Source organism: Klebsiella sp. MBT K-1 (assembly GCF_002556465.1).
Classification (GTDB): Bacteria; Pseudomonadota; Gammaproteobacteria; order Enterobacterales; family Enterobacteriaceae; genus Klebsiella; species Klebsiella grimontii.
Window position 1 is genome coordinate 169,978 of sequence record NZ_PDEL01000011.1, and the last position, 20,588, is coordinate 190,565.

Consider the following 20,588-nt stretch of genomic DNA (forward strand, 5'->3'; position numbering starts at 1 on the left):
AGCTCTCATGGCAACCTTTGACGCCGTCTTTGTCGGCCTGACTATTCTTGATATCGCCGGTCGTCCGGTTATCGACATCCCGCCGCGCGGCGGGGTAGCCTTTATCGAACAAATCCGCCTTAACCCCGCAGGAACCGCCGCCGGGGCCAATATTAACGCCGCGAAGCTGGGCATTCGCACCGCCGCGGTGGCCTGCCTCGGCAAAGATGAAAAAGCCGATTTTATCCTCGCCAGCTACGCGCGCCTGGGGATCGACTGCTCGCTGATCCAGCGCACCGCGCAGCAGGAAACATCGGCGACGATCCTGCCCATCCGCCCCAACGGCGAGCGCCCGGCACTGCACTGTCGGGGGGCCTCCGATGCCCTTTTCGTCGGCGAAGAGGAGTTTGACGCGATCCTTGATTGCCGCTTTCTGCACCACGGCGGCAGCGGCCTGCTGGCGGCGATGGACAGTGGGCAAAGCGCGCTGCTGTTACAGGCGGCGAAAGCCCGCGGCGTCACCACCAGCTTTGATTTAATCGCCCCCGACGCGCGCACCCTGGATCTGCTGCGCCCGCTGCTGCCGTCGGTGGACTACTTTATGCCTTCCCTTGAAGAAGCGGCGTATCTCTCCGGGGAAACCCAGCCGGAAGCGATCGCCCGCTTCTTCTTCGCGCTTGGCGTCGGAACCTGCATTCTGAAGGACGGCGAGAACGGCTCCTGGCTGCTGACCCGCGACGGCGCCGTCGAGCATATCGCGCCGTACCGGGTCGATGCCGTAGATACCACCGGCTGCGGCGACAGCTACTGCGGCGGCTTTATTGCCGCGCTGGCCCGGGGGTTAAGCGTCAAAGCGGCGTGCGAGGTGGCTTCCGCCGTCGCCGCGCTGGTGGCGACCGGGATGGGATCGGATGCCGGCGTGGTGGACTGGCAGCATACGCAGGCGTTTATGGCGACCCACCGTCGCGGATAACAAGCTTCGCCGCCGCATTGCGCGGCGGCAAGCGCGGCTTAACGCCACTGATAGAGCAGCGGCTCTCCGGCGACATAGCGCTGGAGGTCGGCGGCAATCATCGCCGTATGCTTAGCAATGCTCTCCCGGGTCGCCCCGGCGATATGCGGAGTAATAATCACGTTATCAAACTCGGTGACAAACGGATGGTCGCGCCACAGCGGCTCGCGATGGTAGACATCCAGCGCCGCGCCGCCCAGCGGGCCGTGGCGCAGCGCGTGAATCAGCGCTTCTTCGTCCACCACCGCCGCGCGCGAGGTATTAATCAATAGCGCGCCCGGCTTCATGCTATTCAACAGCTGCGCGTTCACCAACCCATCGCTGTGCGGGCCGCTGCTCAGATGCAGGCTCACGATATCCGCCTCGCGGAATAGCCCTTCAAGCGTCGTTTTCTGCAAACCCGGTTCGTTGATATCTTCGGCGGCGACAAACGGGTCCACCACCAGTACCGCCATGCCAAAGGCGCGGGCGATACGCGCCACCCGGCGGCCAATATTACCGTAACCGATCAGCCCCAGGGTTTTGTTGCGCAGCTCGCTGCCTTTAAACACTTCATAGGGGCTTTGCGGACTGACGTCCCACACCACATCGCGGCGCAGCCCGCTCTGGGTGGCCTGCGCGGCGTTCTCGGCGTGGGTAAATTCGCCGCGCTTTAGCGCCGCGTGCGATTGCGGAATATGCCGCGCCAGGCTCAGCATCAGCCCCAGCGTCAGCTCTGCGGCGGCGTCGGCGTTGCGCCCCGGCGTATAGAGCACGCGGATACCGCGCGCCTGGGCGGCTTTGGTATCGATGTTCACCGGATTGGCGCGCGTGCAGGCGATCACCTGTAAACGCGGGCAGGCGGCGATCACCGCTTCCGTCACCTCATCATAGCTGGTCACCAGCACCTCGGCGTCATGGGCCAGTTCGATCAGCTGGCCTGCGCTCAGCTTCGGCTTGCCCAGCGCCCAGCCTTCCACCCGCAGTTCGCCCAGTTGCTGAAAAGCGCTGAGGTCGCCGGCGTGCTCGGCGGTAAAAACAATTTTCATATGCGTTATTCCTGAGAAATACGTTGAAGCGCCTCGCGGCGGGCCTGCCACACCGGGAGCATCTGCTCGCGCAGCAGGCGGTAAACCGGATAGAGCGCAGCGTAGCGGCTATGCGCCTGCGGATTGGGCCGATAGCGGGTCTGCTCCAGCGCCGGATAGCGGCTGAGGGCATCGACGCTGCGCGCCGCCAGAATCGCCGCGCCGCGCGCGCTAAGCTCGTTGAAAGGACTGGAAACCACCGTTCTGCCGGTACAGTCGGCAATCATTTGCAGCCAGGTCGCCGAAGCCGCGCCGCCGCCGGTCAGGTACAGTTCGCCGCCCTGCGGGTAGCCCTGAAGCGAGTCGACGATGGCGTAGGCCAGCCCTTCGAACACCGCCCGCTGCAGCTCCGCGCGGGTGGTGTGCTGGCTAATGCCGAAATAACCGGCCCGCGCCTCGGGGCTAAAGAACGGCGCGCGTTCGCCGTTGAGGTAGGGCTGCCAGAAGACGCCGCCGCTGCCCGGTTCGACGCTGGCGATATTCTGTTCCAGCTGCCGTAAATCCGGCTCCAGCGAGATTTGCTGCTGGAGCCAGTCGATGTTCGGCGTCCCGGCCTGCATCGGAAAAAGGTTAATAAAGCTGCCCGCTTCGGTGTGGGTGACGTAGCGCGTCCCCTCGTTGACCGACTGGCGACCGTGGCAGACGATACCGGTGCAGCAGGTGGTGCCGAGAATGGTGTAGATATCGCCGTCGTTGACCGCGCCGCAGCCCAGCGCCGCGCTGCAGACATCCAGCGCGCCGGCCGCCACCGGCGTGTCCGCAGGCAGCCCGGTGAGCGCCGCGACTTCTTCACGCAGCGCGCCCGCCTGCGCGTCCGGCGCCAGCAGCGGCGGGAACAGATGTTGTAAATCTGCCAGGCCCATCTCATTGAGCACCACCGTGGAGAGCTTCCCGCTCTGCTGATTCAGCAAAGAGGTGCTGGCATCGGTGAGATCCAGCGCCGCGACGCCGGTGAGGCGAAAGCGGATCCAGTCCTTGGCGAAAAACAGATAGCGGGCCGCCGCCAGCCGCTCCGGCTGGTGATGCTTGAGCCAGCACAGCTGCATGCTGGTGTTGCAGGGCTGCAGGTGGGTGCCGGTATCGTCAAAGAAACGGCGGTCAAAGCCGGGGCGGCTGAGCAGTTCGCTCATCAGCTCGCGGCTGCGGGTGTCGCTCCACAGAATACCCGGCCCGACCGGTTCGCCTTCGGCGTCGCTGAGCCACACCCCTTCGCCCTGCCCGGCGAGGCCGATGGCGCGTAAACGCCCGTTTTGTAGCGCCGGATGCCGGGCGATATCGCGCAGAATCGCCACCACCGATTGCCATAGCTGGGCCATGTCCTGCTCGGCGTCACCGTTGGCCGACAGCCGCGGGCCGGTATTCTGCGCCGCGCTGGCGTACGCCTGAAAGCGTTGATCAAACAGCACCGCTTTCACGCGCGAAGTGCCGATATCGATTCCGAGATAAAAATCCATGCCTGACCCGTTGGTGAAGAGAAATTTAGTCGCGTTCGTAGCGGCGGCGCATCAGCTCGCATTCGAAGAGAAACTCCAGTCCTTCCAGCTGGCGACGGGCCTCGTTAATGTCTTTGCCCCAGCAGGTCAGGCCGTGGCCGCGCAGCAGGAAGCCGTAGCGCAGCGGGTGGGTCTGGGCATAATCTTCAATACGCGCCGCCAGAGCGTCGATATCCTGGTCGTTATCAAAAATGGCGACCGGTACGGTGTCGAGATGGCTGTGCTGGCCGGTCAGGGTTTTCTGCATTTCATAGCCCTGCAGCGCCAGGGTGGCGCCTTTTTCAATCCGCGACAGCACGGTGGCGTTGACGGTATGCACGTGCAGAACCACGTTCGCCTCCGGGAACAGGCGATACACCAGGGTATGCAGGCCGGTTTCAGCGGAGGGTTTACGCCCGGAAGGCGCTGTGTTGCTGGCGATCTCCACCTGCAGGAAATCCTCCGTCGTCAGGCTGCCTTTATCGCGCCCCGACTCGCTGAGCCAGCACCAGGTCTCATCCTGACGCACCGACATATTGCCGCCGGTAGCCGGCGCCCAGCCTTTCGCGCCGATCCAGTGACAGGTGGTGACCAGTTGCGCGAGTCTTTCTTGCCACATAGCAGTTCCTTAGTTTAGCGATGTTATATTTAGCCGTCTAAATGGCTATTCACCCGATACTAACATCGCCAGCGCAAGCGAACAATATTTCAGGAAAGACTTACTTTGATAATGGTTATATCAGAAAAGAATATGAAATTACGGTTTTTAACAACAATACAACTGAGCATTTTCATGGCGCCAAAATTACCGGCTGCGGGCGGTCAAAAAGACGGGGGATCGTGCCACCGGAAAACGGCGCAAAATTGGCAGCATTTGTCGATTTAGTCCTCCCCGCAGTTCGCGCCACCCGACAGGAATGCGCGTGCAATAGCGCAATCCCCCTGCTCCAGGGCGGTGCAAAACACGTCATTGTGCACACATTTATGGCAAACATCGGCTAAATAACGCCATTTTATGTGCACACTGCCCACCCCATTGTGTTACCCCTGCCCCGCTTTTTCTGGCACACCTCTTGCTACCCCTCAGTGATCGCTTTTCGGATAGCCACTCAGAGGTTCCACCATGTCAAACAGCAATGATTTTCCGCTCGTCGAAGCGCCCGCCTCCGGGCGTAAAGGCGTATTTTCCATCTCGATGGTTCTGTTCAGCTTTACCTTTTTTACCGGCACCATGTTCGCGGGCGGCAAGCTTGGCGTCTCTTTCTCCATCGTTAACCTGCTGTGGATTGCGATAATCGGTAACTTTTTGCTGGCCCTGTACGCCGCGTCGCTCGGCTGGATCGCCGCGCGCAGCGGGCTGAATACCGTGCTGATGGGCCGTTTTTGCTTCGGTGAAATCGGCAGCAAGCTCGCCGATTTTATTCTCGGCTTCGCCGAGCTGGGCTGGTACGCCTGGGGCACCGCGACGGTCGCCATCTCGCTGGTCAAAATCCTCGCCCTGCCTGAGGCGACGACCATTCCGCTGATGATCCTGTTCGGCATCCTGTTCTGCGTCACCGCGCTGGTGGGCTATAAGGGGCTGGATGCGCTGTCGCGCGTGTCGGTACCGCTGATGTTTATTCTGCTGGTGGTGTCGATGTATCTCGCCGCCCATCATGCCGGCGGCTGGCAGGCGATGACCCAAATCGAACCGGGCGAAACCATGAGCTGGTCGGCGGCCATCACCATGGTATTCGGCACCTTTGCCAGCGGCGCGACCCAGGCGACCAACTGGACGCGGCTGGCCAACTCCAGCCGTACCGCCATCGTCGCCAGCATGAGCAGCTTCCTGATCGGCAACGGGCTGATGATTATCGCCGGCGCCTGGTGCGCCATCGTCTACCAGCAGGCCGATATCGTCGAGGTGCTGATTCTGCAGGGGCTGTCGGTCGCCGCGGTGGTGATGCTGTGCCTCAACCTGCTGACGATTCAGGGGCCGACGATCTATAACGTCTCGGCCGCCGCCTGTCATCTGCTGCGCAGCGAGCGTCGCCGCACCCTGACCGTGGTCGCCGCCGGCGTCGGGATTTTGCTGGCCATTGGCGGTATGTATGAAATGCTGATCCCTTTCCTGGTGCTGCTGGGCAGCATCATTCCGCCCATCGGCGGCGTTATCCTCGCCGACTACTGGTTTTATCGCGGCGGCCGCTATCCGCTGCTGCACACCGCCCGTTTGCCGCGTTTTAACTGGCTGGGGCTGGGCGCCTACGCCGTGGGCGCGGTGGTGGCTTACCTGTCGCCGTGGATCGCCCCGCTGGTTGGCATTAGCGTGTCCGCGCTGGCCTATATCGCGCTGACTCGCCTGAGTAAACGCCAGCCCGCCGCTGATTCGGTCGCGGAGCAGTAGCCATGAGCCTGACGGTCGGCGAAATCCTCGCCCTGGAGGGGCTCTCCGCCATGCGCCTGCGCGCCGGTAAACAGGGGCTGCAGCTGGCGGTTCGCTGGTACTACGTGGCGGAAAATGAAAATATCGCCGAATGGATCATGGGCGGGGAGCTGGTGTTTATCACCGGGATCAACCATCCCCGCGATGAAGACAACCTGATCCATTTGCTGATGGAGGGCAAGCAGCGCGGGATCGCCGGCATGGTGATCCTCACCGGCGACGTCTTTATTCAGGCGATCCCGCCGCGCCTGATCGCGCTGGCCGACGCGCTGGGCATTCCGCTAATCGAACAGCCCTATCTGCTGAAGATGGTGATCGTGACCGAACGCATCGGTACCGCGCTGGTGCGCAGCGAAAACGCCCTGCAATCGCAGCGCGATATTCTGCTGCAGCTGTTAACCGGCGACTATCCCGACCTGCAAATTCTGCATCAGCGCGCGCTCCACCAGCAGTTGGATTTTACCCGCCCGCTGCGGGTGGCGGCGCTGCGCCTTGAGGGGATACCGCGTCTGTTTCGCCAGTTTCCGCCGGAGCAGGCCGAAGCCTGGCTGCAGCAGGCCCGCCGCACCGTGCGCCAGCGTCTGCAGCAACAGCTCAATCAGCAGGGCAATCCCTACCCTCTGGTCGAACGCAGCAATATGTTTCTCTTCCTCCTCCCGGATGAAGACGGCGAGTTTTATCAGCAGAAAACCTGGCTCCAGGCGTGGCTGATTGCGCTGGCGGAGAGCGAAGACGGGCTTTCGCTGCTGTGCGGCCTTTCGGCGCCGGTACAGCAGCTGCAGGGATATCAGCGCGCGCTGTCGCAGGCGCGCCAGGCGCTGGACCTCAGCGATAACCTGCGTCCGGCCCAGCGCATCAGCGACTACCAGCAGCTGGGGTTTATCAAGCTGCTCTCCGCCGTTAGCGACCCCGCCCTGCTGAGCGATTTTATGCACGACACCCTCGGCTGCCTGATTGAGCCGGATCGCAAAAGCCCCTGGCTGCTGCTGGAGACGCTGGAAACGCTGCTTCAGGAGAGCGGCAACGTGGTCAGGGCCGCCGAGCGGCTGGGCATTCACCGCAACACGCTGCATCAGCGTATTCAACGTATTGAAAAGCTGACCGGCTATCCGGTCAGCCATCCGCAATTTCATCTCAACGCCTCGGTCGCCTTAGCGATCTGGCGTATGTCGCAAAACCATTTACGGGAACAACCATGAAAATTATCAACGCGCGCCTGCGCCATCAAGAAGCGCTCTATACCCTCGACTTACAGGACGGCGTGATTAAAAGCATCAGCGCGCAGGCCGCGGCGCAGACGGCTGACGCCAGCGATATCGATGCCCAACAAAAGCTGGTTATCCCGCCATTCGTCGAGCCGCATATCCATCTTGACGCCACCCTGACGGCGGGCGAGCCGGAGTGGAATATGAGCGGCACCCTGTTTGAGGGTATCGCCCGCTGGAGCCAGCGCAAAGCGAGCGTCACCGTCGAAGATACGCGCCAGCGGGCGCTGAAAACCATCGGCATGCTGCGCGACAACGGCGTGCAGCACGTGCGTACCCACATTGATGTCACCGACCCTTCCCTGACCGCGCTTGAGGCGATGCTGAGGGTGAAAAAAGAGGCGGCCCATCTTATCGATCTGCAGATCGTCGCCTTCCCGCAGGAGGGCATTGAGTCCTTCCCCGGCGGACGCGAACTGATGACCCGCGCCATCGAAATGGGCGCCGACGTGGTGGGCGGCATTCCACACTACGAAAACACCCGCGATAAGGGCGTCAGCTCACTGGTTTTTCTGATGGATCTGGCCGAGCGCCACGGCTGCCTGGTGGACGTACACTGCGATGAAACCGACGACCCGCAGTCGCGCTTTCTGGAGGTGCTGGCGGAAGAGGCCCGGGTGCGCGGCATGGGCGCGCAGGTCACCGCCAGCCATACCTGCGCCATGGGCTCCTACGACAATGCCTACTGCTCGAAGCTGTTCCGCCTGCTCAAAGCCTCGGGCATTAACTTTATCTCCTGCCCGACCGAAAGCATTCATCTGCAGGGGCGCTTCGACAGCTGGCCGAAACGCCGCGGCGTGACGCGGGTGGCGGAGCTGGACCGCGCCGGGATCAACGTCTGCTTCGCTCAGGACTCTATTCAGGACCCGTGGTATCCGCTGGGCAACGGCAACATCATGCGTATCCTCGACGCCGGGCTGCATATCTGCCATATGCTGGGATACGAAGATTTGCAGCGCTGCCTCGATCTGATTACCGAGAACAGCGCCCGCACCCTGTGCCTCGGCGACAACTACGGCATTGCCGAAGGACGCCCGGCGAACCTGCTGATCCTCGATGCGCAAGACGACTATGACGCGCTGCGCCGCCAGGCCAAAGTGCTGACCTCCATTCGACATGGCAAAGTTATTTTGCAGCGCCAGGCTGAGCAGATTCGCTACCCGGCATAAGCCTGACGTTGACGCGGCGCGCATCCCGCGTCAACCCGCTGCTCGCGCACGGATTTATGTGGTACCTTCTTACTACTTTTTCCGTGCCGGCCTTGGGCTCCAGCGTCGGCGCGGGCTCACTGAGAACAACCCGTACCCTGATACTATGAGCGAAAAAAAATGGATTAAGGCAGAGGACGTTGCCCGGCTCGCTGGCGTCTCCCGTTCCGCGGTTTCCCGTACCTTTACGCCCGGCGCATCGGTGGCGGAAAAAACCCGCCAGAAGGTCCTCGCCGCGGCGGAAACCCTGGGCTATCAGGTGAATATCATCGCCCGCACGATGAACACCGGCAGCAGCAACTTTATCGGCATCGTCACCGCCGGGTTTGATAACCCGTTCCGCAGCAAGCTGCTGTCGCCGCTGGTCCACCAGCTGGCGCTCAACGGTTTTATGCCGCTGCTGATGAACGCCGACGATCCGCAGCAGCTCGCCCCGTCGCTCAGGCAGCTGCTGAGCTATCACGTCGCGGGGGTCATTATCACCTCCGGGGCGCCGCCGCTATCGCTGGCGGAGGAGTATCTGGAGCGAAAAATCCCGGTGACCCTTATCAACCGCCACGCCGAGCTGGCCGGCTGCGACCGCGTGTGCAGCGACAACGCGCAGGGGGCGAAACTGGTGGCCGAGCTGTTTGCCCAGCGCCAGTGGCGACAGGCCGGGTTTATCGGCGAAAGCCTGGATAACTTCAGCACCCGCCAGCGCTACGAAGCGTTTGTCGCCCACACCCAGGGCACGGAAGTTGCCGCGCACTTCTGCGACAGCGCCGGCTATCAGGCGGGGTTTGCCGCCGCCAGGCAGCTGCTCGCCGCGCATCCGCGGCTGCAGGCGCTGTTCTGCGCCACCGATATGCTGGCGCTCGGCGCGCTGGACGGCCTGCGGGCGGACAATCCCACGGCTTCGCTGCCCGCGATTATCGGCTTCGACGATATCCCGCAGGCGGACTGGCAGCCCTATCAGCTGACCACCGTGCAGCAGAATACCGCCCTGCTCGCCCACCATGCGGTGGATCTGCTGGTGACGAGGATCGCCAAATTCAGCCTGCCGTCACGCCACCGTGAAGTACCGGTGAAACTGATCGTTCGTCAAAGCGCGAAATGAAAAATTCATTTTATGCCGGAGCGATCACAGAATAATTTTTTTAATCCATCCACACTCATTTTGCCCTTCGGGGCTGTTTTTTTCAGGCAATTTGCACACGTGTGCAAAATAGGGAGTTATGATGAAATCACTGGAATCAAATGAACTGCAGGCCCGCTACCGTTTAGCCTGCGAGCTGGCGAAAGCCGGCGCTGAGCTGGCGTTCGAATACTATCAACAGCGCGACCGGCTGGCGGTGGATCATAAAGGCGACGACCTGCAGGACGTGGTCAGCGTCGCCGATAAGCGGGTCGAAGCGTTTGTTAAGCAGCGCATTATGGACGCCTTCCCGCAGGACGGTTTTCTCGGCGAGGAGAGCGGGACGCAGATGCCGGACGCGCGCGTGCTGTGGGTTGTCGATCCCATCGACGGCACCAGCTGTTTTCTCAACGGCCTGCACACCTGGTGCCTGTCGCTGGCCATCCTTGCCGACGGCGAACCGGTTATCGGCGTGGTGTACGACCCCAACCATCGCGAGCTGTTCCACGCCCTGAAAGGCCAGGGCGCATGGCTTAACGATGCGCCCATCGCGCCGCATCCGGCGGCGACGGTCAAAGAGGGAGTGATGGGCGTCGGCACCTCGCACCGCGTGACGCCTGCGCTCTTTCTGCCCTTCCTTGATGCGCTGCTGAGCGACGGCGGGATGTTTATCCGCAACGGCTCCGGGGCGCTGATGAGCGCCTGGGCGGCGGCGGGCAGGCTTATCGGCTACTACGAACCGCATATGAACCCGTGGGACGGGCTGCCGGGGCTGGTGCTGATGCGCGAAGCGGGCGGCCTCAGCAATGACTATCTGACAAACGACGGGATTCGTCACGGCAACCCGCTGCTGCTGGCCAGCAAGACGCTCTACCCACAATTAAAAAACATGCTTTGTCACCCATTACCTTAACCGTATCGGGTCAGGCTTTATCTGATTATGTACTCTACACAACGACGATAAACCTCACGGACGAACCACACTAATCAGTCAGGCCTCCGACCTTCGGAGATACCATTATGTCTGGAAGAATTATCGCATTTTTTCGCGCTTCGCCGCCCAAAGCGGGCGGAGAGTTCGATGAACAGCGCTTTCGCAGCGTGCGCTGGCAAACCTTTATTACCATGACCCTGGCGTACGTCACCTTCTACGTTTGCCGGCTGTCGTTCACCGTCGCCAAAAGCGCGCTGGTGGAGCTCGGCATTACCCCGACGGAGCTGGGCATGATCGGCTCAACGCTGTTTTTCAGCTACGCCATCGGCAAGCTGGTCAACGGCTTTATCGCCGATCATGCCAACGTGGTGCGCTATATGAGTCTCGGGCTGCTGCTGAGCGCCGGGATGAACCTGATGATGGGGATGACCAGCAACGCCATGCTGCTGGCTATCTTCTGGGGGATCAACGGCTGGGCGCAGTCGATGGGCGTCGGCCCCTGCGTGGTATCGCTGGCGCGCTGGTACGGCTGTAAAGAACGAGGCACCTTTTACGCCATCTGGTCGACGGCGCATAACATCGGCGAAGCGATGACCTATATGGTGATCGCGGCGGTGATTGCCGGGTTCGGCTGGCAAATGGGCTACCTGTCGACCGCCGCGCTCGGCGCCGCCGGGGTGGTGCTGATGCTGTTGTTTATGCGCGACTCGCCGCAAAGCTGCGGCTTCCCGTCAATCAACGTGATTCGCGACGAACCGCTGGAAGAGACGGAAGCCCGCGGCTCGGTGTTTAAGAACCAGCTGCTGGCGCTGCGCAACCCGGCCCTGTGGACGCTGGCGCTGGCCTCGGCGTTTATGTATATCGACCGCTACGCGGTGAACTCATGGGGAATTTTCTTCCTCGAACAGGATAAAGCCTATTCTACCCTCGAGGCTTCCGGGATTATCGGGGTCAACGCCATCGCGGGTATCGCCGGAACCATTATCGCCGGGATGCTCTCCGACCGCTTCTTCCCGCGCAACCGCAGCGTGATGGCCGGCTTTATCAGCCTGCTCAACACCGCCGGCTTCGCGCTGATGCTCTGGTCGCCGCACGGCTACTACACCGATATTCTGGCGATGATTATCTTCGGCGCCACCATCGGGGCATTGACCTGCTTCCTCGGCGGATTGATCGCCGTCGATATTTCATCGCGTAAAGCGGCGGGCGCCGCGCTCGGCACTATCGGTATCGCCAGCTACGCGGGGGCGGGACTCGGCGAGTTTCTCACCGGCATCATCATCGATAAAACCTCGATGATCGAAAACGGCAAAACGCTGTATGACTTCAGTACGCTGTCGCTGTTTTGGGTAGGCACCGGCCTCGTGTCCGCGCTATTCTGTTTTACCACCGCTGCGATTGTCGCCAGGCGACACGCGATAGAACGTCAGACCTCATTCTCATCATAACTCTTTAACCGATAAGGAATATTTTATGATGCCTGTACGACATCAGGTTTTGCTACGCCTGCTGCTCGCCTGCGCCCTGCCGCTGCTGGCCGCGCCGGGGCACGCCGCCGCGCAGTTTGCGCTGGAAAAGGTGGTTGAACTCAGCCGCCACGGCATTCGTCCGCCGACGGAGGGCAACCGGGAGGCCATCGAAGCCGCGACCCAGCGCCCGTGGACGCAGTGGACCACCCGCGACGGTGAGCTCACCGGCCACGGCTATGCCGCCGTCGTCAATAAAGGGCGCGATGAAGGCGCGCGCTATCGCCAGCTCGGTCTGCTGACGGCGGGCTGTCCGGCGAACGGGGAGATTTACGTTCGTGCCAGCCCCCTGCAGCGCACGCGGGCCACCGCCCAGGCGCTGGTGGACGGCGCATTTCCCGGCTGCGGCGTGGTGATTCATCACGTCAGCGGCGACGCCGACCCGCTGTTTCAGACTGATAAATTTGCCGCCACGCAACCCGATCCCGCCCGCCAGCTGGCGGAAGTGAAGAAGAAGGCCGGCGATCTGGCCCAGCGTCGGCAGGCGCTGGCCCCGGCCATTCATCTGCTGAAAAACGCGGTCTGCGTAGCCGACAAGCCCTGCCCGGTGTTTGATCTACCATGGCAGGTGGAGCAGAGCAAAAGCGGCAAAACGTCGATTAGCGGTCTGAGCGTAATGGCCAATATGGTCGAGACGCTGCGCCTGGGATGGAGCGAAAACCTGCCCCTCAGCCAGCTGGCGTGGGGCCATATTACCCGCGCCAGCCAGATCTCCGCCCTACTGCCGCTGCTGACGGAAAACTACGATCTGAGCAACGACGTGTTTTATAGCGCGCAAAAACGCGGCTCGATTCTGCTCAACGCGATGCTGGAAGGGGTACAAGAAGGCGCCGCGCCGAACGTACGCTGGCTGCTGCTGGTGGCGCACGATACCAATATCGCCATGGTGCGTACGCTGATGGATTTTAGCTGGCAGCTGCCGGGGTACAGCCGCGGCAACATCCCGCCGGGCAGCAGCCTGGTCCTCGAGCGCTGGCGCGATACCCACAGCGGGAAACGCTACCTGCGCGTCTACTTCCAGGCGCAAAGTCTGGACGATTTACGCCGCCTGCAAACGCCGGATAATCAGCATCCGATGCTGCGCCAGGAGTGGCGTCAGGCGGGCTGCCAGACCACCAACGTCGGAACGCTGTGCCCTTACCAGGCTGCGCTGACGGCGCTCGGCAAGCATATCGACCGGCAGTCCGCTCCGGCGGTAGAGATGGTGCTGCCATAAGTTGAAGGCGAAGCGAGGGAGATCGCTTCGCCTTTTTCGCTCAGGTTCAGGCCTTTTCTGGCTTGAACGCCCCGGCGGCGACCTGCTCCGGGGTCACCACGCCGCTATCCAGCACCCAGCCGCTGATTAACGATGCGGGCGTGACGTCGAACGCGGGATTGTAAACCGCGGCCTCTTTCGGCGCCCACTGTACCGCGCCAAAGCTGCCGGCGACGCCGGTCACTTCGGCGGCCGCCCGCTGCTCAATCGGAATCGCCGCGCCGTTCGGGCAATGGCGGTCCAGGGTGGTCTGCGGCGCGGCCACGTAAAACGGGATCTGATGATACTTCGCCAGCACCGCCAGCGAATAGGTGCCGATTTTATTGGCTACGTCGCCGTTGGCGGCAATACGGTCAGCGCCCACCCAAACCGCGTCGACCTGGCCCTGCGCCATCAGGCTGGCGGCCATCGAATCGGTAATCAACCGGTACGGCACGCCCAGCTCACCCAGCTCCCAGGCGGTCAAACGTCCGCCCTGTAACAGCGGGCGCGTTTCATCCACCCAGACGTTGGCCACGTTTCCCTGCTGATGCGCCAGCGCAATCACCCCCAGCGCGGTGCCGACGCCCGCCGTCGCCAGACCGCCGGTATTGCAGTGGGTCAACAGGCGGCTGCCCGGCGTCACCAGCGCGCTGCCCGCCTCGGCGATGCTGGCGCAAAGCTGTTTATCTTCTGCGATCAGGCGCAGCGCCTCCGCTTCCAGCGCCTGCGGATAGCGCTCCTCCGCCAGCGCCAGCTTCATGCGGTCCAGATTATTCATCAGGTTTACCGCCGTCGGCCGCGCGGCGCGCAGCGTTTCCAGCGCCTGAGACAGCTCATCGCGGGTCAGACCACGCTGCGCCAGCAGCGCCAGCAGCAGGCTCGCCGACAGGCCAATCAGCGGCGCGCCGCGCACCCGCAGGGCGTGAATATGCTCCACCAGCAGCGCCACGTTATCCGCCGCCAGCCAGCGTTTTTCCTGCGGTAAGGCCTGCTGGTCAAGAATAAAGAGCTGATTTTCGCTTACCCGCAGGCTGGTGGTCTGTAGTGTCTGCATTTAGTTAAATCCCTGTTGCGTTGTTGTATCACATTGTGTCAGGATGGAATCCAGAAGTATAGACGTCTGAACGGCTTAATCAGAATTTTGAGGATCGAGGCAATGTCGCAATACCATACTTTCACGGCCAGCGATGCGGTGGCTTACGCCCAACAATTTGGCGGTATCGAAAACCCGTCAGAACTGGTGTCCGCGCAGGAAGTGGGCGATGGTAACCTCAACCTGGTATTTAAAATTTTCGATACCGAGGGCGTGAGCCGGATCATCGTCAAACAGGCGCTGCCCTACGTACGCTGCGTGGGTGAATCCTGGCCGCTGACCCTTGACCGCGCGCGCCTTGAGGCGCAAACCCTGGTGGCTCACTATCAGCACTGCCCGCAGCATACGGTGCAGATTGTGCATTTCGACCCCGAGCTGGCGGTAATGGTGATGGAAGACCTCTCCGATCACCGCATCTGGCGCGGCGAGCTGATTAACAACGTTTATTACCCGCGCGCCGCCGGCCAACTGGGGGAATACCTGGCCCAGGCGCTGTTCCACACCAGCGACTTTTATCTGCATCCTCACAAGAAAAAGGTCCAGGTGGCGCAGTTTATTAACCCCGAGATGTGCGAAATCACCGAGGACCTGTTCTTTAACGACCCGTATCAGGTTCACGAGCGCAACAGCTATCCAGCTGCGCTGGAGGCCGACGTCGCCGCCCTGCGCGACGATACGCAGCTGAAGCTGGCGGTGGCCGCGCTCAAGCACCGCTTCTTCTCCCATGCCGAAGCGCTGCTGCATGGCGATATCCACAGCGGCTCGATTTTCGTCGCCGAGGGCAGCTTTAAGGCCATCGACGCCGAGTTCGGCTTTTTCGGCCCGATAGGCTTCGATATCGGTACCGCCATCGGCAACCTGCTGCTCAACTACTGCGGTCTGCCAGGCCATCTGGGGATTCGCGATGCCGCCGCCGCTCGCGAACAGCGCCTCAGCGATATCCAGCAGTTCTGGACCACCTTCGCCGAGCGTTTTCAGGCGCTGGCGGCGGAGAAATCCCGCGATGCCGCGCTGGCCTGGCCCGGCTATGCCTCCGCGTTCCTGAAGAAAGTCTGGGCCGACGCGGTGGGCTTCTGCGGCACCGAGCTGATTCGCCGCAGCGTCGGACTGTCGCACGTGGCGGATATCGATACTATCCAGGACGAAGCCATGCGCCATGAATGCCTGCGCCACGCTATCACGCTGGGTAAAGCGCTTATTCTTATTGCCGACCGTCTCGATAATGTCGAAGAACTGATTGCGCGAATTCGTCAGTACGGTTGAATTCTCTATCCTGTCGTTCCCGGCTCGCGCTGCGCTTAGCAGGGCTACGGGTTCACCACCGTCTGTGATCCGGTAGCCCGGGTAAGGCGTTTACGCCGCGAGCCGGGAAGCAACAACCCACCATCCCCTACCCCAGATACTCAATCACCGACAGCCCGCCGTTATAGTCGGTGCTGTAGATTATGCCCTGCGCGTCAACGAACACGTCGCAGGACTGGATCACCCGCGGACGACCGGGCCGGGTATCCATCATCTTCGCCGGCGCGGCGGGCACCAGCGCCCCGGTTTCCACCGGTCGATAAGGGTTGGAGATATCGTAAGCGCGAACGCCCGCGTTCTGATAAGTGGCGAAAATCAGCGTTGAGCTGACAAAGCTGCCGGGGCGATTCTCATGCAGGTTATGCGGGCCAAAGTGCGCCCCTTTCGCCACGTAGTCAGCTTCATCCGGCTGCGGGAAAGTGGCGATACTCACCGGATTCGTCGGTTCGCGAATGTCGAACAGCCAGATCAGCTTCTCGCCGTCCTGCTGGTTATCCAATACCGCCTCATCGAGCACCACCAGCAGCTCCCGGTCCGGAAGCGGCAGCGCGGTGTGGGTACCGCCGCCAAACGGCGGGCTCCAGTTACGGTGGCTAATCAGCTTCGGCTGCGCGCGGTCCTGCACATCGAGCAGCGTCAGGCCGCCGTCGCGCCAGCTACCGTAGGCGGTGTCGCCGGCGATAATCGCATGATGCAGCGCATAGCGCTTACCTTCCGGCCACTGCGGCGTTTCCCCCGTCGCCTGGTTCATTCCCGGCAGCCACCAGCGCCCGGCGACTTCCGGCTTACGCGGGTCGGCCAGGTCGATAGTCAGGAAAATATAGTCGCTAAAGCCGTCGATCAGCGCGGAAACGTAGGCCCAGCGTCCGCCGACGTACCAGATGCGGTGAATGCCGATGCCGTTAAGCGACAGGAAGCTGATTTCACGCGGTTTCTCCGCAACCGAAATATCAAAAATCCGCAGCCCGGCGCTCCAGCCCTTATCCTGCACGTCGCTGACCGTCTCGCCCACCGAACGGGTGTAGTAAACCTTTTCGTCGGCAAAGCGGGCATCGGCGAACAGATCCCGGGCGTTGATCACCAGCAGCAGATCGTCGTGCGCCTGTAAATGGACGTTCCAGGTACCGGGCGGCGCGGCGATGTAATTGACCGTTCGCGGATTTTTCGGGTCGCGCACGTCCACCACGGAAAAGCCCTGTGAGACCATATGGCCGATATAGGCAAAACCACGATGGACCATCAGCTGGACGCCGTCCGGGCGTCCCCCCTGATCGCTATGCCCAATCAGCCGCATATTGCGGCTGTATTCTGGTGTGGGCAAAACACTCATTTGTTTTTCGCTTCCAGGGTAGCGAACCACGGGGCGATAAAGTCTTCGGTCTGGCCCCAGCCCGGGATAATTTTACCCAGCGAGGCGACGTTCACCGCCCCCGGCTGCGCCGCCAGCAGCGCCTGCGGGATCGCCGCCGCTTTAAAGTCGTAGGTCGCAGGCGTCGGTTCCCCGGCAATCTTATTGGCGATCAGGCGCACGTTGGTGGCGCCGATAAGCTTCGGATCCACCGCCACGCTCACCTTCCACGGGCTGCCGGATTCGCGCATCAGCTGCAGATCCTGGTTGGAAATATCGATGCTGTAGAGTTTGATCTCGGTGCGGCCGTTCTCTTTCAACGCTTTATACGCGCCCTGGCTGAAGGCGTCCCAGGTTCCCCAGATAGCATCAATTTTGCCTTTCGGATATTTCGCCAGGATCGCGCCGACCTTGTTGGCGGTATCGCCCTGCACGTCGGAAGAGACCGCGCCGATGGATTCCAGCTCTTTGATGCCGGGATTTTGTTTAAGCAGCGTCTGGTAGGCCGCCTGGCGACGCTCCATCGGCGGGAAACCCGCGACCCACAGTTTGACGATATTGGCTTTGCCGTTGAAATCTTTTACCAGTTGGCCAAAGGAGAGTTCGGTCAGCGAAGCGTCATCCTGCTGGGTAACGGTAACGCCCGGGATCTCGCCGTTTACCGCGGTATCGAAGACCGATACTTTGATCCCGGCGTCCACCGCTTTTTTCACCAGCGCGGTGGCGTAGGGGTCGCGTCCCTGAGAAAGAATAATGCCGTCGTATTTCTGGCTAATCGCCTGGTTAACGAAGTCCTGGAATTTGGCGTCATCACCGTTGCTGAGGAAGGTGCTGATTTTAAACCCAAGCTTTTTCCCCTCCTGGATCGCCCCGGAGACAAACTGGGTGGTGTTATCGTCGGAGCCCAGATTGCGGATCACCGCGATGCGAATCGGCCCGCTATGTTCGGCAATCGCCGCCGGAAGCGGCGTCGGGGTTTCAGCAAAGGCCGCCGCAGCGTTGAACAACCCCAGTGCGATGAGTGAAAACGTTATCTTTTTCATAGTGTTTACCCTGTAAAATATTAGGTGCGGCGCTGAAAATAGGTCAGTGCGAGCGCGCCAGCCAGCACCAGCCCTTTAATAATGTCCATTGCGTAGTACGGCACCGAGAGCATCACCAGGCCGTTGGAGAGCACGCCCAGAATCACCGCCCCCACTAGCGTACCGAGCGCGTTCGGTTTACCTGAACCGGCCAGCGAGAAGCCAATCCACGCCGCCGCCACCGCATCCATCAGGTAGCCGCCGCCGGCGTTCACCTGCGACGAGCCGATACGCGAAGCCAGCAAAATGCCGCCGAGCCCCGCCAGCAAGGAGGCGATCACGTATGCCGCCACCTTATAACGGGTGATCCGCAGGCCGGAGAGGCGCGCCGCTTCCGGGTTGCCGCCGATGGCGTACATCCGCCGCCCGTGGGTGGTAAAAGAGAGCGCCAGCTGAGCGATAACGGTCACCACCAGCATAATGATCACTATCGTCGGCACCTGCCCCAGCGAACCGAACGCCGCCGGGATCGCGCCTTCCGCCATATCGCCGCTCGGCAGCACCATATTTTCGGTAATTGACCCGCCGTAGCTGTAGGTCATCGCCACGCCCTGAATCACGAACAGGCTGGCAAGCGTCGCCAGCATGTCGGGAATATGCAGGATCACGATAAGAAACGCGTTAAACAGCCCCACTAAGGTACAGAGCGCCAGGGTGACAACAATCGCCTCGGTGGTGCCGAAGCCGTGCCAGACAAACAGCGAAATCACCAGCGCATTGGCCAGCGAGGCGGTGGAGCCTACGGACAAATCGAAGCCGCCGATGGTCAGCGATATCGACACGCCGATGGCGATCACCGTCACGATGGCGATGGAGCGCAGGATGTTGATGATGTTAAACGGGTCGAGGAAGTTGTCCGACGCGAGGCCAAAAACGGCGATCAGCAGGACGACGGTCAGCAACATGCCCCATTTGTAGAGAAAATCGAAAAATCGCTGACGGCCCGATACCGTCGCGTTCACTGCCAGGGCTTTACTCACGCTGCTGCTCCTCCGGTGGAGTAATAAAGAATGTTCTCTTCCCGGGCCTCTGCGCCCGGAATTTCCGCCACGATGCGCCCGTCCCACAGCACGCAGATGCGATCGCACAGCCCGACCAGCTCGGAGAATTCGCCCGAGGCGTAAATCACCCCTTTACCTTCCCGCGCCAGGCCGTCAATCACGTTGAAAAGATCCGTTTTGGCTTTGACATCGACCCCTTTGGTCGGCTCATCGAAAATCAGGACATTGGCGTTGCCGCGCAGCCATTTGCCAATCGCCACCTTTTGCTGATTGCCGCCGGAGAGACGGCGCAAGGTTTGCGCCGGACCCGATGTCCGTATCCCCACCCGGGCGATCACTTCTTCCGCCCACCGCCAGGCCTGACGATGGCCAAACAGGCTCCAGCGAGAGAAGCTGCTGTCGGCGCTAACCGCCAGGTTCATCGCCACCGGCTCTTCGATAAAAATACCCTCCTTGCGCCGCTCTTCCGGCACCAGCGCCAGACCGCGCGCCACCGAATCCGCCGGGTCGCGCGGTCGCCACGGCTGGCTGTTCAGCTCGCCGCGCGTCAACCGGCTTTTGCTGGCGCCAAACAGCGCCTTGCACAGCTCGGTTTTGCCGGCCCCCGCCAGCCCGGCGATCCCCAGAATCTCCCCCTTGCGCAGGCGCAGCGAGATATCCTGCAGCAGCCCTTCGTCGTGCAGCCCTTCAACCTGTAACAGCACCTCATCGCTATGCGGCGGCCGCTTCGGCGGGAAGATATCGCTCAGCTCATGGCCGAGCATCTTTTCGACGATCTGCTCGCCGCTCAGATCGGCCATCGGCCCGCTCTCAATCAGACGACCGTCGCGCAGCACCGTCAGGGTGTCGCAAACCGCGTTTAATTCATGAATGCGGTGCGAGATAAACACGATGCCTATGCCCTGAAGCTGCAGGCGGCGCACCACCGCAAACAGGCGCTCGCTTTCGTGTTGATCCAGCGGCGCGGTCGGTTCATCAAGGATAAGAAAGCGGCAGTGATGCGACAGCGCGCGGGCCAGCAGAATTTGCTGTTTTTCCGCCAACGTGCAGCCGTCGATGGAGCGACGTACGTCGAGGCTGACGTCAAGCTGGGCCAGGGCCTCGCGCGCCAGCTGGCGCAGCCGTCCCCAGCGAAAAGCCAGCCCCGGTTCAGCCAGCCTGTCGAGCATGATGTTTTCCGCGATACTCAGGCCCGGGACCAGCGCGACGTCAACCTCCTGCTGCACCAGGTGAATCCCCAGCTGTTTGGCATCGCGCGGCGAGCGAATGCTGACCGGCTGATTGTTAATCACCACTTCGCCTTCGTAATGGGCGTGCGTGCCGCACAGCACCGCCATGAGCGTTGACTTACCCGCGCCGTTGGCGCCGGTGAGCGCGTGCACCGAGCCCCCCTTCAGGGTAAAAGACACGTTGCTCAGCGCCCGAAAGCCGGAAAAGGCCAGGCTAATATTTTGCATCTCAAGGCGATTGCCGGTCATCCCCTGCACCCTGTCGATTAATGTTCTGATTTAACGAATTTTTCA

18 protein-coding genes are annotated in these 20,588 nt (G+C 61.6%); 10 read left to right on the top strand and 8 right to left on the bottom strand.

All coding sequences use genetic code 11. The features are described from left to right. Nucleotides 1–7 precede the first annotated feature (7 nt). Nucleotides 8–952, top strand: coding sequence for a carbohydrate kinase family protein (locus CMQ96_RS18025; protein ID WP_049130977.1), 945 nt, complete (start codon nt 8–10; stop codon nt 950–952). A 38-nt stretch (nt 953–990) separates the two neighbouring features. On the opposite strand, the gene CMQ96_RS18030 is transcribed toward CMQ96_RS18025, so the two are convergent. From CMQ96_RS18030 to CMQ96_RS18040, 3 genes are read right to left on the bottom strand one after another with little or no spacing between them, the layout of a single operon-like run. Further along, complete coding sequence (locus CMQ96_RS18030) at nt 991–2,019, bottom strand: 2-hydroxyacid dehydrogenase (RefSeq protein ID WP_004130378.1); 1,029 nt, start codon at nt 2,017–2,019, stop codon at nt 991–993. 5 nt (nt 2,020–2,024) lie between these two features. Beyond that, nucleotides 2,025–3,512 (bottom strand): FGGY-family carbohydrate kinase, encoded by a 1,488-nt coding sequence (locus CMQ96_RS18035; RefSeq protein ID WP_098067100.1) that lies wholly within the window; start codon nt 3,510–3,512, stop codon nt 2,025–2,027. Nucleotides 3,513–3,537: 25 nt separating this feature from the next. Next, nucleotides 3,538–4,149 carry a methylthioribulose 1-phosphate dehydratase gene (locus tag CMQ96_RS18040; RefSeq protein WP_004135408.1) on the bottom strand — a complete coding sequence of 204 codons (612 nt, stop codon included), beginning with the start codon at nt 4,147–4,149 and terminating at the stop codon, nt 3,538–3,540. A gap of 41 nt (nt 4,150–4,190) precedes the next feature. Here CMQ96_RS18040 and CMQ96_RS28395 point away from each other — a divergent pair, with 41 nt between their 5' ends. The 8 genes from CMQ96_RS28395 (at nt 4,191) to CMQ96_RS18075 (ending at nt 13,218) form a co-directional block, all read left to right on the top strand. Further along, the gene (locus tag CMQ96_RS28395; protein WP_141522394.1) at nt 4,191–4,532 is read left to right on the top strand and encodes a hypothetical protein; all 342 of its coding nucleotides are present in this window, start codon (nt 4,191–4,193) and stop codon (nt 4,530–4,532) included. A 121-nt stretch (nt 4,533–4,653) separates the two neighbouring features. Continuing rightward, complete coding sequence (gene codB / locus CMQ96_RS18045) at nt 4,654–5,916, top strand: cytosine permease (protein ID WP_098067101.1); 1,263 nt, start codon at nt 4,654–4,656, stop codon at nt 5,914–5,916. Nucleotides 5,917–5,918: 2 nt separating this feature from the next. Beyond that, nucleotides 5,919–7,154, top strand: coding sequence for a PucR family transcriptional regulator ligand-binding domain-containing protein (locus CMQ96_RS18050; protein ID WP_004135410.1), 1,236 nt, complete (start codon nt 5,919–5,921; stop codon nt 7,152–7,154). Continuing rightward, the gene (codA, locus tag CMQ96_RS18055) at nt 7,151–8,389 is read left to right on the top strand and encodes a cytosine deaminase (protein ID WP_049089677.1); all 1,239 of its coding nucleotides are present in this window, start codon (nt 7,151–7,153) and stop codon (nt 8,387–8,389) included. Before CMQ96_RS18050 ends, codA begins: the two co-directional genes overlap by 4 nt. A 145-nt stretch (nt 8,390–8,534) precedes the next feature. Continuing rightward, nucleotides 8,535–9,524 carry a LacI family DNA-binding transcriptional regulator gene (locus tag CMQ96_RS18060; RefSeq protein WP_004135413.1) on the top strand — a complete coding sequence of 330 codons (990 nt, stop codon included), beginning with the start codon at nt 8,535–8,537 and terminating at the stop codon, nt 9,522–9,524. A 121-nt stretch (nt 9,525–9,645) separates the two neighbouring features. Beyond that, on the top strand, nt 9,646–10,455 hold the full coding sequence (locus tag CMQ96_RS18065) for an inositol monophosphatase (RefSeq protein ID WP_004135414.1): 810 nt from the start codon (nt 9,646–9,648) through the stop codon (nt 10,453–10,455). Nucleotides 10,456–10,562: 107 nt separating this feature from the next. Next, complete coding sequence (locus CMQ96_RS18070; protein ID WP_004135416.1) at nt 10,563–11,924, top strand: MFS transporter; 1,362 nt, start codon at nt 10,563–10,565, stop codon at nt 11,922–11,924. Between the two features lie 25 nt (nt 11,925–11,949). Beyond that, nucleotides 11,950–13,218: a histidine-type phosphatase gene (locus tag CMQ96_RS18075; protein ID WP_098067102.1), complete on the top strand. Its 1,269-nt coding sequence runs from the start codon at nt 11,950–11,952 to the stop codon at nt 13,216–13,218. 46 nt (nt 13,219–13,264) lie between these two features. Here the strand turns inward: CMQ96_RS18075 and mtnA are convergent, their stop codons facing one another. Next, nucleotides 13,265–14,293, bottom strand: coding sequence for an S-methyl-5-thioribose-1-phosphate isomerase (gene mtnA / locus CMQ96_RS18080; RefSeq protein ID WP_004135421.1), 1,029 nt, complete (start codon nt 14,291–14,293; stop codon nt 13,265–13,267). 102 nt (nt 14,294–14,395) lie between these two features. Between mtnA and mtnK the strand changes: the two genes are divergently transcribed. Beyond that, complete coding sequence (mtnK, locus tag CMQ96_RS18085; protein WP_098067103.1) at nt 14,396–15,595, top strand: S-methyl-5-thioribose kinase; 1,200 nt, start codon at nt 14,396–14,398, stop codon at nt 15,593–15,595. 127 nt (nt 15,596–15,722) lie between these two features. On the opposite strand, the gene CMQ96_RS18090 is transcribed toward mtnK, so the two are convergent. Genes CMQ96_RS18090 through CMQ96_RS18105 form a run of 4 tightly spaced genes read right to left on the bottom strand, consistent with a single transcriptional unit; the run spans nt 15,723 to nt 20,543 of the window. Continuing rightward, nucleotides 15,723–16,964, bottom strand: a complete 1,242-nt coding sequence (locus tag CMQ96_RS18090) for an LVIVD repeat-containing protein (protein ID WP_098067104.1) — start codon at nt 16,962–16,964, stop codon at nt 15,723–15,725. Then, nucleotides 16,961–18,025, bottom strand: coding sequence for a sugar ABC transporter substrate-binding protein (locus CMQ96_RS18095; RefSeq protein ID WP_024358834.1), 1,065 nt, complete (start codon nt 18,023–18,025; stop codon nt 16,961–16,963). The genes CMQ96_RS18090 and CMQ96_RS18095 overlap by 4 nt, the downstream gene beginning before the upstream one ends. Before the next feature lie 20 nt (nt 18,026–18,045). Continuing rightward, nucleotides 18,046–19,044 carry an ABC transporter permease gene (locus tag CMQ96_RS18100; protein ID WP_098067105.1) on the bottom strand — a complete coding sequence of 333 codons (999 nt, stop codon included), beginning with the start codon at nt 19,042–19,044 and terminating at the stop codon, nt 18,046–18,048. Further along, nucleotides 19,041–20,543, bottom strand: coding sequence for a sugar ABC transporter ATP-binding protein (locus CMQ96_RS18105; protein ID WP_024358835.1), 1,503 nt, complete (start codon nt 20,541–20,543; stop codon nt 19,041–19,043). Before CMQ96_RS18105 ends, CMQ96_RS18100 begins: the two co-directional genes overlap by 4 nt. Nucleotides 20,544–20,588: the final 45 nt, after the last annotated feature.

What these genes read in the sequence shown, in the direction of transcription:
- mtnA (WP_004135421.1), bottom strand. Translation starts at nt 14,293, where the DNA reads ATGCAGACACTACAGACCACCAGCCTGCGGGTAAGCGAAAATCAGCTC.
- CMQ96_RS18105 (WP_024358835.1), bottom strand. Translation starts at nt 20,543, where the DNA reads ATGACCGGCAATCGCCTTGAGATGCAAAATATTAGCCTGGCCTTTTCC.
- CMQ96_RS18050 (WP_004135410.1), top strand. Translation starts at nt 5,919, where the DNA reads ATGAGCCTGACGGTCGGCGAAATCCTCGCCCTGGAGGGGCTCTCCGCC.
- CMQ96_RS18025 (WP_049130977.1), top strand. Translation starts at nt 8, where the DNA reads ATGGCAACCTTTGACGCCGTCTTTGTCGGCCTGACTATTCTTGATATC.
- mtnK (WP_098067103.1), top strand. Translation starts at nt 14,396, where the DNA reads ATGTCGCAATACCATACTTTCACGGCCAGCGATGCGGTGGCTTACGCC.
- CMQ96_RS18065 (WP_004135414.1), top strand. Translation starts at nt 9,646, where the DNA reads ATGAAATCACTGGAATCAAATGAACTGCAGGCCCGCTACCGTTTAGCC.
- CMQ96_RS18075 (WP_098067102.1), top strand. Translation starts at nt 11,950, where the DNA reads ATGATGCCTGTACGACATCAGGTTTTGCTACGCCTGCTGCTCGCCTGC.
- codB (WP_098067101.1), top strand. Translation starts at nt 4,654, where the DNA reads ATGTCAAACAGCAATGATTTTCCGCTCGTCGAAGCGCCCGCCTCCGGG.
- codA (WP_049089677.1), top strand. Translation starts at nt 7,151, where the DNA reads ATGAAAATTATCAACGCGCGCCTGCGCCATCAAGAAGCGCTCTATACC.
- CMQ96_RS28395 (WP_141522394.1), top strand. Translation starts at nt 4,191, where the DNA reads ATGGCTATTCACCCGATACTAACATCGCCAGCGCAAGCGAACAATATT.
- CMQ96_RS18070 (WP_004135416.1), top strand. Translation starts at nt 10,563, where the DNA reads ATGTCTGGAAGAATTATCGCATTTTTTCGCGCTTCGCCGCCCAAAGCG.
- CMQ96_RS18030 (WP_004130378.1), bottom strand. Translation starts at nt 2,019, where the DNA reads ATGAAAATTGTTTTTACCGCCGAGCACGCCGGCGACCTCAGCGCTTTT.
- CMQ96_RS18090 (WP_098067104.1), bottom strand. Translation starts at nt 16,964, where the DNA reads ATGAGTGTTTTGCCCACACCAGAATACAGCCGCAATATGCGGCTGATT.
- CMQ96_RS18040 (WP_004135408.1), bottom strand. Translation starts at nt 4,149, where the DNA reads ATGTGGCAAGAAAGACTCGCGCAACTGGTCACCACCTGTCACTGGATC.
- CMQ96_RS18095 (WP_024358834.1), bottom strand. Translation starts at nt 18,025, where the DNA reads ATGAAAAAGATAACGTTTTCACTCATCGCACTGGGGTTGTTCAACGCT.
- CMQ96_RS18060 (WP_004135413.1), top strand. Translation starts at nt 8,535, where the DNA reads ATGAGCGAAAAAAAATGGATTAAGGCAGAGGACGTTGCCCGGCTCGCT.
- CMQ96_RS18035 (WP_098067100.1), bottom strand. Translation starts at nt 3,512, where the DNA reads ATGGATTTTTATCTCGGAATCGATATCGGCACTTCGCGCGTGAAAGCG.